At 43.3% G+C, this 12,885-nt stretch carries 9 protein-coding genes, 2 tRNA genes and 1 pseudogene; 6 read left to right on the top strand and 6 right to left on the bottom strand.

Annotated elements, in window-relative coordinates:
• Positions 1–28 precede the first annotated feature (28 nt).
• The 3 genes from MP622_RS15330 (at position 29) to MP622_RS15320 (ending at position 679) form a co-directional block, all read left to right on the top strand.
• Positions 29–104 (top strand) — tRNA-Ala (locus MP622_RS15330).
• A 29-nt stretch (positions 105–133) separates the two neighbouring features.
• A tRNA-Glu gene (locus MP622_RS15325) sits at positions 134–209 on the top strand.
• Between the two features lie 128 nt (positions 210–337).
• Positions 338–679, top strand: coding sequence for a hypothetical protein (locus MP622_RS15320; RefSeq protein WP_016168721.1), 342 nt, complete (start codon positions 338–340; stop codon positions 677–679).
• Positions 680–707: 28 nt separating this feature from the next.
• On the opposite strand, the gene MP622_RS15315 is transcribed toward MP622_RS15320, so the two are convergent.
• A complete protein-coding gene (locus MP622_RS15315; protein WP_243791674.1) occupies positions 708–1,679 on the bottom strand; it encodes a cation diffusion facilitator family transporter in 972 nt (323 codons plus the stop codon).
• 166 nt (positions 1,680–1,845) lie between these two features.
• On the opposite strand from MP622_RS15315, the gene MP622_RS15310 reads away from it, so the two are divergent.
• Positions 1,846–2,649: a DUF4198 domain-containing protein gene (locus MP622_RS15310; protein WP_243791673.1), complete on the top strand. Its 804-nt coding sequence runs from the start codon at positions 1,846–1,848 to the stop codon at positions 2,647–2,649.
• A 45-nt stretch (positions 2,650–2,694) separates the two neighbouring features.
• Here MP622_RS15310 and MP622_RS15305 read toward each other — a convergent pair whose 3' ends face one another.
• The 4 genes and pseudogenes from MP622_RS15305 to MP622_RS15285 all read right to left on the bottom strand — a co-directional run bounded on the left by MP622_RS15305 (position 2,695) and on the right by MP622_RS15285 (position 8,902).
• Positions 2,695–5,877 (bottom strand): CusA/CzcA family heavy metal efflux RND transporter, encoded by a 3,183-nt coding sequence (locus MP622_RS15305; protein WP_279577665.1) that lies wholly within the window; start codon positions 5,875–5,877, stop codon positions 2,695–2,697.
• Positions 5,867–7,114, bottom strand: a complete 1,248-nt coding sequence (locus MP622_RS15300; RefSeq protein WP_104441380.1) for an efflux RND transporter periplasmic adaptor subunit — start codon at positions 7,112–7,114, stop codon at positions 5,867–5,869. Before MP622_RS15300 ends, MP622_RS15305 begins: the two co-directional genes overlap by 11 nt.
• Position 7,115: 1 nt before the next feature.
• Positions 7,116–8,431, bottom strand: a pseudogene (locus MP622_RS17435) (TolC family protein).
• Between the two features lie 108 nt (positions 8,432–8,539).
• Positions 8,540–8,902, bottom strand: coding sequence for a cation efflux protein, CzcI-like (locus tag MP622_RS15285; protein WP_044737334.1), 363 nt, complete (start codon positions 8,900–8,902; stop codon positions 8,540–8,542).
• 246 nt (positions 8,903–9,148) lie between these two features.
• Here MP622_RS15285 and MP622_RS15280 point away from each other — a divergent pair, with 246 nt between their 5' ends.
• Positions 9,149–9,586: an SEL1-like repeat protein gene (locus MP622_RS15280; RefSeq protein ID WP_044737335.1), complete on the top strand. Its 438-nt coding sequence runs from the start codon at positions 9,149–9,151 to the stop codon at positions 9,584–9,586.
• 51 nt (positions 9,587–9,637) lie between these two features.
• Here the strand turns inward: MP622_RS15280 and ettA are convergent, their stop codons facing one another.
• Positions 9,638–11,299, bottom strand: a complete 1,662-nt coding sequence (gene ettA / locus MP622_RS15275) for an energy-dependent translational throttle protein EttA (protein ID WP_044737336.1) — start codon at positions 11,297–11,299, stop codon at positions 9,638–9,640.
• 293 nt (positions 11,300–11,592) lie between these two features.
• On the opposite strand from ettA, the gene MP622_RS15270 reads away from it, so the two are divergent.
• Positions 11,593–12,870 carry an aminotransferase class I/II-fold pyridoxal phosphate-dependent enzyme gene (locus MP622_RS15270; RefSeq protein ID WP_243791669.1) on the top strand — a complete coding sequence of 426 codons (1,278 nt, stop codon included), beginning with the start codon at positions 11,593–11,595 and terminating at the stop codon, positions 12,868–12,870.
• The last annotated feature ends 15 nt before the right edge of the window (positions 12,871–12,885 follow it).

Genomic DNA, 12,885 nt, shown 5'->3' with positions numbered 1-12,885 from the left:
TATCCCTAATATTGCGCTCACACAGACTGGGGTCATAGCTCAGTTGGTAGAGCGCTACAATGGCATTGTAGAGGTCAGCGGTTCGATCCCGCTTGACTCCACCAAAAATCGTTTTACCTGTGTTGCCTCATAAGTCCCTATCGTCTAGAGGCCTAGGACATCGCCCTTTCACGGCGGTAACCGGGGTTCGAATCCCCGTAGGGACGCCAAATTCAAAAAAGCCACTGTTGAACAGTGGCTTTTTTATTGCCTCAACACAACATAAAATTGCCTGAATTATTTTGGCTATGTGCAACATTCCGCTAAAATAAACCCAGATAAAAATGATGGAGCTGAAATGCAATACCGTTGCCCAAAATGCCAAAGTCCGAAGATTATGCCTGTTGCCCAAGCCAATGCACCTGCGGCACGTCCAGTTGTCCCTAAAAGTTTAGTATTTCTTGTTCCTTCCATTTTTGTCTTGTTGCTTTTGGTATTAATCAGCATCGCTATGTGGTTATTTGGTGATGGTGCAGGCTCAACCCTGCAAATTGCAACGGTTGTGGTATTTGTGATCTGTGCCGTTGCAGGTTTTCTATTTTATCGTGATTTACCTGATTTTAAAATTTCAATGCAAGCCTTCATGCAGTCACAGAAAAAATGGAAATGCCGCGAATGCGAGCATGAGTGGGAAATCTAACTATTCATCCACAGCACTTCACATCAGCTTAATGCTGATGTGAAGGATCCTCTACTTCGTGTTCCGTGTGAACATGCTCATGCGACTGATGCGTATGTGGCTGGCTGTGTGCATGTGCCAGACATTCATCATCTTCAATCTGTAAGGTCATTTCGGCAATGCCATGTTGCTGATGCAGCATCGCGGAAGCTACCTGATACAACTGCTTTTGATCGGCTAGTGGGGCGTAAAGGTGTACAGTAAGATGAATATTTTTAGAACTGATGGCCCAGACCTTGAGTTGATGAATACTTTCAACGTTAGGCAATTGCAGCAAATCTTGGCGTAATTGCTCTATATCAATTTCTTCAGGTACCCCTTCCAATAAAATATTAATGCTCTGTTTGAGTAAAATCCATGTCCGTGGCAGAACCCAAAAACCAATCAAGACCGCAATCAGCGTATCCACCCAATACCATTGGGTAAAATAAATCACAATTGCCCCGATAATCACGCCGACTGAACCCAAGGCATCACTCAAAACCTCCAAATAAGCACCTTTCACATTCAGACTTTCCTGCGCACTGGAAAACAAGATGCGCATGGAAATTAAATTAATGATCAAACCAATGACGGCCACGACCAGCATCCCCATACTTTGAATTTCTGGAGGATGACTAAAACGCTGATAGGCTTCGTATAAAATATACATGGCAACCAGAAACAACATCAGCGCATTAAATAAAGCTGCTAAAATTTCGAAACGCTGATAACCAAAGGTCCGTTTGTTATCTGCAGGCAATTTGCCAATTTTAATAGCAACCAAAGCAATCGCGAGTGCTGCTGCATCGGTAAACATATGTGCCGCATCCGAGAGCAATGCCAGACTCTGCGTGATAAAACCCGCAATGACTTCGATAATTAAAAAAATACTGGTCAGCGCTAAAGCAAAACTTAACTTCTTTGCATTTTTTTCAGTCACGGTTGCATGTGTATGATCATGCCCATGCGATCCACTCATATTGTTGCCTCTATTCATTCTTATTTCAGTCAACGTGGCCAGCTTCGACCTACACCCTATATTTTACTTTGCAAAATATATGAAAATAATTATCATTTGCATATTTAATTTATTGGCTACATCTTCATTTATCTTCTCGCATCATTTTTGAAATTGGAATTCTGTTATGAAAAAAATTGTTATTCTTTCTGCGGTAATGCTGAGCAGCTATAGTTTTGCACATGAACCTTATGTCGCTCCATTGGCCTTTATCACGGACAACACCCAAATTCCTATTATTGCAGCTTATGCAGAGCAAGCCTTACATGCAGAATATGCACTCCAAGATCCACAATTTACCATTATTCAACCCGACCAAAAGCAAGCCACCTTACAGCCCACAACGACCTTAAAATCGGCCACTATCTTTGATTTACCTCTACCCGAAAAAGGCACCTATACAGTTTTTGCCAAAACCAGTTACCCGATCCAATATGTTCAGCATAATAAACAATGGAAAATTTTAGCCGATGCTACAACAGATCAAGTCCCGCCTTTAAGTGAGCGTGATTATGTGATTGCTAGCGACTTTAAGGGCAAATTACCCAAAAAAGTAGACACCGTTCGTGAATGGACCTTGCAGACTTATATCAGTAAACAATCGACTTCTGCGATTGCTGCGAGTTCAGCACCGATTCAAGTCAATTTTTCTACCCATCCAAATCAACTCATCGCACAGCAAGCGGTTCAGCTCCAAATTCATAAAGCCAACAAACCTTTAGCTCAGGCTGAGTTAATGGTTCGTGCTCAAGGTGCTACTGAAGCTCAAGCACTCAATATTCCTGTACAAAATAATGGCAGTGCCAATATTACTTTTCCACATGCAGGAAATTACTTGATTGAAGTGTCTGAAAAATTCGATAACAAAGCGACGCCGAAAAATCAGTACGCAACTATTATCAGTGTCCATGTTGCTCAAGCAAATTCTTAAGACTCAACAATGCCTTGATTCAAAACGAATCAAGGCATCTTTCATTTAAGGTGCTTTGGTTTCATGCATCCAACGATATAAAATTGGCAACAGCACCAAGGTCAGCATCGTCGAAGATAAAATCCCACCAATCACGACTGTTGCTAAAGGTCGTTGTACTTCCGCCCCTGTTCCTGTCGCCAAAGCCATGGGAATGAACCCCAATGAAGCAACACAAGCCGTCATCAACACGGGGCGTAAACGCAAAATTGCACCTTGCCATGTAGCAGGGTAAATATCTAAATGCTGTCGTAGCTCTTTAATAAAGGTCAGCATGACCAGACCATTCAAGACGGCAACACCTGATAAAGCAATAAAACCTACACCTGCTGACATTGAAAGTGGAATATCACGCAACCATAAAGCAATCAAACCACCGCACAGCGCAAATGGCACCCCAGTAAACACCAACAAACTCTCTTTGATGTTATGAAACACGGCCATGAGCAGAATAAAAATCGCAATTAAGGCCAAAGGCACAACCCAGAGCATACGGTTTTTAGCCGAGATTAAATTTTCGAACTGCCCACCATAATCTAACCAATAACCTTCAGGTAAAGGCTGCTTTGCCAGCGTCGTTTGCAGCTCCTGTACAAATGAACCCAAATCACGCCCTTCGACATTGGCGGTCACCACCATACGGCGTTTACCATCTTCACGACTCACTTGATTAATCCCCAAAATGGTTTCGACTTTAGCCACATCTTGCAGTTGAATGAGACCTCCATTGGCGGTTTGTAGCGGTAATACGGCTAAATGTTCTGGCGTGCGCTGTGGGCCATCTAAACGAATGACAAAATCAAAGCGTCGATCACCTTGTAAAATTTGTCCAATATTTTGACCACCCACACTGGTTGCCACCAAATCTTGAATCGCTTTGACCGACAAACCATATTGTGCCGCTAAGGCAGGATTCACCTCTACATTCAATAAAGGAAGACCACTGGTTTGTTCAATATTGACCGCGGTTGCGCCTGAAATCCGCTGAATTTTTTCTGCAATCTGTGTCGCCTGCTGATTCAACACCTGCATATCATCGCCAAAAATCTTGACGCCAACATCGCTGCGTACTCCCGAAATCAGCTCATTAAAACGCAGTTCAATCGGTTGAGAAAACTCGCTGTTATTGCCTGGTAAAGTCGCCAGAAAAGCGATCATTCGTTGACGTAACTCATCGAGGCTTTCTTTGGCGTCTGGCCATTGCTCCCGTGGCTTTAACAATACAATCGCATCGGAAATATTGGGGGGCATCACATCTGTTGCGACCTCTGCGGTTCCTGTACGCGCAAAAATTGCCTTAATCTCTGGAAATTCTTTTAACAGTAACTTTTCAGTATTTTCCTGCATACGCAAAGACTGTTCTAAACCTGTACTCGGTGAACGCATTTGTTGTACCGCAAAATCCCCTTCACTCAACTGCGGTGCGAATTCACTCCCGACCTGTGTGGCAAGTACACCTGTAAAAAATAAAATACACAAGGCAAGGGTCAGCACCAAAGCTTTGAATTCATACGCCCAATTCAGTAATCGTGTGTACTGCTGCTTGAGCCAGAGCATCCAGCGACTTTCCTTCTCCTTGATCTCTCCTGTGACCCATAATGCTACCGCAGCAGGGACAAAACTGATCGAGAGAAGAATGGCACCGATCAGGGCTAACACAACCGTCATTGCCATGGGGTGAAACAGTTTGGCTTCTACGCCTGACAGCGCAAAGATCGGGAAATACACCACCAAAATAATCAGTTGCCCAAAAATTAATGGTCGTCGTGCCTGTTTCGCTGCTAAAAACACTTCTCGGAAACGTTCAGAACGGGTGAGTAAACGTCGATGTCGATGCTGGGCTTCTGCTAATCTGCGAATACAGTTTTCCACAATCACCACAGCACCATCTACGATGATGCCGAAATCCAGTGCACCTAAACTCATCAAATTGGCACTAATGTTCTGTTGAGCCATTCCTGTTAAAGTAAATAGCATCGAAAGTGGAATCACACAGGCGGTGATCAATGCAGCGCGGAAATTCCCCAGAAATAAAAACAGAATCACAATAACCAGTATTGCACCTTCGACCAAATTTTTCTGTACGGTGCGTATCGCACGATCGACTAGACTGGTACGGTCATAGACGGTTTCAATGACCACACCTTGAGGTAAAGACTGTTGAACCTGTTTCAATTTGGCATCTACAGCTTGGGCGACGGTGCGGCTATTTTCGCCCATCATCATCATGGCGATGCCCAATACAGTTTCTTCTCCGTTATAGGTTGCTGCACCTGTACGTAAATCATGCCCAATGGACACTGTTGCAACATCAGCCACTCGAATTGGAAAACCATTTTTATTGCTAATGCTGACATTTTGAATCGCTTTGATATCAGTGAGTGTACCTGGCACCCGTACCGTAAGCTGCTGCCCATTCTGTTCAATAAAACCCGCACCACGGTTTTCATTATTTTCAGTCAGCGCAGTTTGTAACTCACTGAGTGGAATTTGCAATTGCTGTAAGCGTTGCAAATCTGGAGTGACCACATAGGTTTTGTTATACCCACCAATTGAGTTGACCTCCGCAACACCTGCGACACGTTGCAATTGTGGACGAACAATCCAGTCCTGAATTTCACGTAAATCCATCGCACTATACGCTGTACCGTCTGCCTTACGCGCATTCGGTTCCGCCTTAATTACCCATTGATAAATTTCCCCCAATCCAGTGGAAATAGGCGACATGGTCGGAATAATGGCTTCAGGAAGTTCTGCCTGTGCTTCTTGTAGACGCTGATTAATCAACTGCCTTGCCCAGTAAATATCGGTGCCATCCTGAAAAATAATGGTGACCTGAGACAAACCATAACGTGAAATGGAACGGGTTTGCTGTAACTCAGGCAAACCTGCCATGGCATTTTCTATGGGATAGGTAATTCGTTGTTCGACCTCTAATGCGGTAAAACCTGTGGCTTGGGTATTAATTTGCACCTGCGTATTGGTAATATCGGGCACAGCATCAATTGGCAATTGTTGATAGCTGTAAATCCCAACCCCAATCCAAGTCAATACAAAGAGCATGACCCAAATGGCATTGCGAATAGAAAACTGGATAATACGGTCAAACCATCCTTCTGGCGGAGGTAAACCGTCTGAAGTAAGCTGTGCCGTTTCAACCTCTGGCGGAAGCGGTGGTTTAGTGTGCATGGCTCGCCTCTCCTTTTTCTAATTCAGACTTGAGTAAGAAACTGCCTTGTGCTGCGTATTGTTGCCCCTTATTTAAACCAGATTGCACTTCTATCCATTGACCATCACTAGAGCGAGCGCCTAAAGTCACAGCTTGAGGCATAAATTCAAGCTTTTGTTCATGCTGCGTTGCCACAAACACCGCATCTTTCCCTTCCACTTGCTGTACCGCACTAGCAAGAATACGTAATCCCTGCTGCACTTGTTGCTGTTGTAACTGCACATTCACCATTAAATTTGGACGTAATTCTGCTGCATTGGACAAGACTTTTGCACGGACTTGTAGACGCCCCGTTTGCGCATCAGCTTGACTATTTAAGCTTTGAATTTGTGCCTTAAATACATTCCCTGTTTGTAAGGATTTAAACTCAATATTTTGATTTGGCACAATTGTGGCAAATTCACTACTTGGCGCAATAAATTCCAGCCACAATTGATCCAACTGGTCAATCACAAACAATTGATCTGCCAATTGGACATTCTCGCCCACCACCAGATCTTTCTGACTAATCATTCCTGCGATGGGTGCCTTGAGTACATAACGCCCTTGGCTATTTACCTGAGCACCAAAAGCAGATAAACGAGAGCGTGTTGCCTTAACTTGAATCTGCGCTTGCTGATAAGCGTTATAGGCACGTTGATAATCCTGCTTGGCAGAAATACCTTCTGACCATAACTTTTTCTCGCGCTCGTAGTCTTGACGTGCCAATTCCAAATTGGCTTGTTCCACTTGTAAACTGGCTTGCTGATCCACCAAATCTGGGACCAATAAACTGGCGAGTGCTTGTCCTTTCGCGACCTGCTGCCCCAATTCGACATAGACGGCTTCGACATGCCCAGCAAATGCAGGTGCTACATGTGCTTGGTAGTCAGTATTTACCACCAACTTGGCAGGATAGGCTGCCGATTTCACGACAGGACCCAACTCTGCAACAGCCAGTTGAATCCCTTGTTCAGTCACCTGTTTAACCGTTAAGGCAATTGCGGCTTCATGTTCCTCCGATTCTTCATGACCTTTTTCATCTGCATGTTCTTCTGCTTCAGCGTGTCCGTGCTCATCTTCCTTCGTAGATGACTTTTGTGTAAAGAACAACACCGCTATGGACACTACTGCCGTAATCATAACGACCAATATCATTAACAGTTTTTGGGAGATTTTTCCCTGTTGATTCAATCTCTTATTTTTAAAATTCAACATGTTAATTTCCCCCACCAATATCTGATAATGCCTGTGTGTCTTGCCACAGGCTTTGATTTAATTGTGCAATCGCATCTTTGTTCATGACCTGACTAGGATCAATACCTAAACTGAGGCTTTCTGCTGCAAGGGCGCACTGCCAAGCATCTTTCAACAACTGAACTTTACGCATACGAACTTCTTGCAACTGTAAAGTGGCTTGCTGCACATCCAAAAGTGCAAATTTACCGACCTTAAACCCTTGCAACGTCTTTTGTTGAACTGTTTGAGCCAAAGGCAATTGCGTCTGTTGCAATGCACGAAACTGTACGTCTAGACCTTGCAATTCCGTCAATAAATTCCCAACCTGCAAGGCATTTTGCTTCAGATAAAATTCCTGTTGCTGCTCTAGCTGAGTTTGCTGCGCCTGTGCGATTTCCTTGCTATATTGCTGACGGTCAAAGAGATTTAAAGGAATGGAAACACCGACCACTAATGCATTGTCCGCATTCGTTTCTACTGATCGACTGCGATTCACACCCACATTCACAGTAGGGCTAGGACGTGCTTGGGCTTTCAATTGCTCAATTTTGGCATGTGAATCAAGCAACAATAATTGTCGATTTTTTTCCATTAAATTGGCGGCTAAATGCTGCTGGACTTGCTGAGCTGTCGTTGTAGGCCATAAGTGTGACGGATTGAGAGCAACAGCCACCGACTGATCCCGCTCTCCCCAAGCACTCGATAAATACTGTTTTGCCAGTTGGACTTGTAAATCAGCCTGTCGGAATAAATGCAAACTTTCGGCATGACTTAATCGAGCACGATCAACATCAACCTGCGCTACACTCCCTGCCTGATAACGCTTTGTAATGGCATTTAGATTTCTTCACTGACCTGTAATTGCTCTTGAATAACCTGACGTTCCAATTCATAGATCGCCAATTGTGACCATAAATATTTAACAGCCAACTCTAACTGTGCTAAATAGATTTGCTGTTTTAGTCCGATTTGCTGTTCAGCAATTTTGGCGCGTTTCTGATTCGCTTTGCGTTCGCCAAAAATATCCAGACGCTGAGAAAGACCCAATGCCAGTTCCCGATCTTGATCGGAATTAAAGCCCGTTTGCTCTATGGACAACTCTGGATTTATCCACAGCTTTGCCTGTTTTATATGCGCAGTCGCAATTTGTTGTTGCGTTTTCCACACACCTTGAGTCTGTTGATAATCTGTTGAACGTTGTATGGCTTGTGACAAAGTGAGTAATTGTGGCTGCTCACCTGCCCATACAGGCGAACTGCAAAGTGCTACGCTCAGTACCAAGCCTATTGCACGCATAGACACACGTATAGGATCGAAATCTGGAACTTTCGAAGTTTTAAAAGACATGTTGATGCCCCACTAAAGTTAAAAATTAGTGGTGGGCAATATTTTCGGCTACCCCACCTATAGCGGGGTTAAAACAGGAGGTGGGTTAGTGAGGGATAAATGGGGCGATTGATACAGATTTTGCCAGTTAAACTGAACCTGAACCAATTTGGGAATAAAGACAGGAGATAAAGCTGAATGCTGTGCTTCTGTCAGCATGATATGTGCAAAAGAAGGTAAATGATCACTATGATCATCTTGCGTAAAGTCAGCTAAATCGAAGGAAGATGTAGGTTGTGTCGTACTTTTCTTTGCCATTCCATGCGATTTTGACTCGCAACTGGCAGTAACATGATGTCCAAAATGTGGCATCACTCTCACGCTCTTTGACTCTTCATGCACACAAAATGCCGCTGCCACGTTCCAAAGACTTTGAAACATGAACAAACTCAGCAATAAGGTGATAAAAACATGAGAGCGTTTCACAAGATAAAATACGATCATTACAACTTGCCGACACTATAGCAGCTTCATGGATGTAATAAAATTACACCACCAATATTCATCATGCTATTCACAGCACACACCAATAAAAACCATTTTGTTACAATAATTTAATACATCTGAGTGCCAAAACGTTTAAATTAAATAATGACCACTAATGTTGTCAGTAACAAGGAGGCGAAGATGAATATGGAATACCTCAAAACAGTATGGACACTGTTATTTCACACTTCCTATCACGACTTGGTAACACCTGTATTTGATCATGCAGGTGAACACGAATATCAATGTGGATTGCATTTTGAGCAACTGGCATTATGTGAACATTACCATGTGTTCATGCAAAAAAATGTCTTGCAAATGGCAGCCCCTATACAGATCGACCATAGCCCAATGTCGTCCAGTAACAGCCGTAATGCGATGTGGTATTTTCTCCGCTCTGCTTTACGCGGTCACCCCGAAGCTGAATTTAAAATGGGGATTGGCTATTTAAATGGTCAACTGGGTTTAGATCGTAATTATGATAAAGCCGAGCAGTGGTTAAAAAAAGCCGCACAAGATGGTCATCCTGACGCAAAACGCTGTTTGTATGATGCCTATAGTGAATTGGCTTTTTCTTAAAACACATGCATAAAAAAACCAGCCCGAAGGCTGGTTTTTTATTAGTGGAAATTAACCACCAATCTTTTTGTATTTGGTGCGTTTTTGTACCGCATCTTCACCTAAACGAGCCAAACGGTATGCTTCATATTCAGCATAGTTACCTGTGAAGAATTCAGGCTGTTCATTTTCAAATGACAAGATGTGTGTCGCAATACGGTCAAGGAACCAACGGTCATGCGATACCACCATTACCGTACCAGGGAATACAAGAATTGCATCTTCAAGCGCACGTAAAGTTTCAATATCCAAGTCGTTCGATGGTTCATCCAGTAAGATTACGTTCGCACCCATTTGCAGGATTTTCGCCAATTGTAAACGGTTACGCTCACCACCAGACAACTCACCTACACGTTTTTGCTGATCTTGGCCTTTAAAGTTAAAACGACCAATATAAGCACGTGATGCAATTTCGTATTCGCCAATTCTTAAGATATCTAAACCGCCAGACACTTCTTCCCAAACAGTTTTGTTGTTATCCAAAGTATCACGGATCTGACCCACATAAGCGACTTTAACCGATTCACCTAAAGTCACAGTACCCGTATCAGGCTGCTGTTCGCCCGTCATCATACGGAACAAAGTCGTTTTACCTGCACCGTTTGGACCCACAATACCGACAATTGCCGCTGGTGGAACCGTGAAGGTTAAATCTTTATACAACAAACGACCATCAAATGATTTGCTGATGCCTTCTACTTCAACCACTTTATTGCCTAGGCGTGGACCAGGTGGAATATAGATTTCTGAAGTTTCGTTACGTTGTTGGAACTCACGCGAGTTAAGTTCTTCAAAACGTTCCATACGCGCTTTGTTTTTCTTTTGCTGGCCTTTGGCATTTGAACGAACCCATTCAAGTTCTTTTTTCAATGCTTTCGCAAAAGATTCTTCTTGTTTCTGTTCTTGCTCTAAACGGGCATTCTTTTGCTCTAACCAAGCAGAATAGTTGCCTTGATATGGAATACCCATACCACGGTCAAGTTCAAGAATCCATTCAGCAACGTTATCCAAGAAGTAACGGTCATGCGTAATCGCCACAATCGTACCTGGAAAGTCTTTCAAGAAACGTTCTAACCAAGATACAGACTCTGCATCCAAGTGGTTCGTCGGTTCGTCGAGAAGCAACATGTCTGGTTTAGACAATAATAAACGGCAAAGTGCAACACGGCGACGTTCACCACCTGAAAGCAACGTTACATCTGCATCCCAAGCTGGAAGGTTCAAGGCTGCTGCTGCTTGATCCATTTGGTTACTGAGGTTGTGCGCATCCCATGAATGGATAATGGCTTCTAATTTTTCTTGCTCTTTTGCAAGCTTATCGAAGTCTGCATCTTCAGCTGCATATTCAGCAAATACTTCATCCAAACGCGCCAAGGCATCCAATGGTTCACGTAAACCATCTTCGACGTTGCCACGTACATCTTTATTTGGATCGAGCGGTGGTTCTTGCTCTAAATAACCGATTTTGATACCCGGTTGAGCACGCGCTTCACCAGAGAAATCTTTGTCTACGCCCGCCATAATACGAAGCAAGGTCGATTTACCTGCACCGTTTAAACCAAGTACACCAATTTTTGCACCTGGGAAAAATGACAAAGAGATGTCTTTTAAGATTTCGCGCTTAGGCGGAACCATTTTAGACACTCGGTTCATCGTATAAATATATTGGGCCACGTAGGACTCCTCAATAGAAAAACCAAAAAATCGCCAGAAGCGAAAAATATTTGCGGGCATTATACGATGAATACGTTGAAAAAATAAGGCATCAAACCGATCTTCAATGCAATGTTACAACTTTGATCACGCTGATTTTTTAAACACTGCCTTTATCCCACTCTTCTATAGATAAACAGCGACTTAAAGCTCATCTTTATGAATTTTTTAGATAAATATTCATTATTTTCACGCTTTCCATCATATTCATTAATGATAGACTGTGCAAAATTTAACTCACATAGATGAAGTTCATGACCTATAAAGACGAAACTTTAGCCATTCATGCAGGTTATAGCCCTGAAGCCACTACTAAAGCTGTGGCCGTACCGATTTATCAAACGACTTCTTATGCCTTTGATAATACACAACATGGTGCAGATTTATTTGACCTTAAAGTCCAAGGCAATATTTACACCCGAATTATGAATCCAACCACGGCAGTGCTGGAACAGCGTTTGGCCGCACTCGAAGGTGGTATTGGTGCATTGGCGTTAGCTTCTGGTATGGCTGCCATTACCTATGCGATACAAACCATTACCGAAGCGGGGGACAATATCGCCTCAGTTTCTACCCTCTATGGTGGTACTTATAACCTGTTTGCGCATACCTTGCCGAAACAAGGTATTGAAGTCCGTTTCTTTGATTATCAAAACCCAGAAGCTTTACGCGGTTTAATTGATAAAAAAACCAAACTGGTCTTTGTTGAATCGATTGGTAATCCACTGGGCAATATTATTGACCTAGAAGCCATTGCCAAAATCGCGCATGAATATGGTGTGCCTGTTGTTGTCGATAATACCGTTGCGACTCCTGCACTGCTGAAACCATTTGAATATGGTGCGGATATTGTGATTCATTCACTCACCAAATATATTGGCGGGCATGGCAACTCGATTGGCGGTGCAATTGTCGACAGTGGCAAGTTCCCTTGGGGTAAATATCCTGAACGCTTTAAAGTGCTGAATACGCCAGATCCAAGTTATCACGGCGTGAACTATGTCGAAGCTTTAGGTGAAGCCGCTTATATCGCTCGTGCGCGTGTGGTACCACTACGCAATACAGGTGCCGCCATCAGTCCACTCAGTGTGTTTTTGATTCTACAAGGCTTAGAAACGCTGAACCTACGTATGGAACGTCATACGTACAATGCACAGAAAGTGGCAGAATATTTGCAGAATCATCCAAAAGTGAAATGGGTCAACTACGCAGGCTTGAAAGATCATCCTCAACACGGCTTGGCGCAAAAATATGTCAAAGGTCAGCCCTCTGCGATTTTATCCTTTGGGGTACTAGATGGCCGTGAAGGTGGGACGCGTTTTATTGATGCACTACAACTCTTCACACGCTTAGTCAATATTGGTGATGCAAAAAGCTTAGCCTGCCATCCTGCAACGACCACACATCGTCAACTCAATGAAGATGAGCTGAAAGCAGCAGGTGTCAGTCTCGATATGGTTCGTTTATCTGTTGGGATTGAGCATATTGATGATCTACTTGCCGATCTAGAGCAAGCTTTGGCAAAAGTTTAAAGAACCGATCAAGAC

The organism is Acinetobacter sp. PK01 (genome assembly GCF_022819285.1).
In the GTDB taxonomy this organism is placed as follows: domain Bacteria; phylum Pseudomonadota; class Gammaproteobacteria; order Pseudomonadales; family Moraxellaceae; genus Acinetobacter; species Acinetobacter tandoii.
Note: the sequence above shows the minus strand (reverse complement) of the source record. Positions and strands in the feature narration are given on the sequence as shown.

Excerpts from the sequence above, each read along its gene's own strand:
- MP622_RS15270 (WP_243791669.1), top strand. The coding sequence starts at position 11,593 with ATGACCTATAAAGACGAAACTTTAGCCATTCATGCAGGTTATAGCCCT.
- MP622_RS15320 (WP_016168721.1), top strand. The coding sequence starts at position 338 with ATGCAATACCGTTGCCCAAAATGCCAAAGTCCGAAGATTATGCCTGTT.
- MP622_RS15285 (WP_044737334.1), bottom strand. The coding sequence starts at position 8,902 with ATGTTTCAAAGTCTTTGGAACGTGGCAGCGGCATTTTGTGTGCATGAA.
- MP622_RS15280 (WP_044737335.1), top strand. The coding sequence starts at position 9,149 with ATGAATATGGAATACCTCAAAACAGTATGGACACTGTTATTTCACACT.
- MP622_RS15310 (WP_243791673.1), top strand. The coding sequence starts at position 1,846 with ATGAAAAAAATTGTTATTCTTTCTGCGGTAATGCTGAGCAGCTATAGT.
- MP622_RS15300 (WP_104441380.1), bottom strand. The coding sequence starts at position 7,114 with ATGTTGAATTTTAAAAATAAGAGATTGAATCAACAGGGAAAAATCTCC.
- MP622_RS15315 (WP_243791674.1), bottom strand. The coding sequence starts at position 1,679 with ATGAGTGGATCGCATGGGCATGATCATACACATGCAACCGTGACTGAA.
- MP622_RS15305 (WP_279577665.1), bottom strand. The coding sequence starts at position 5,877 with ATGCACACTAAACCACCGCTTCCGCCAGAGGTTGAAACGGCACAGCTT.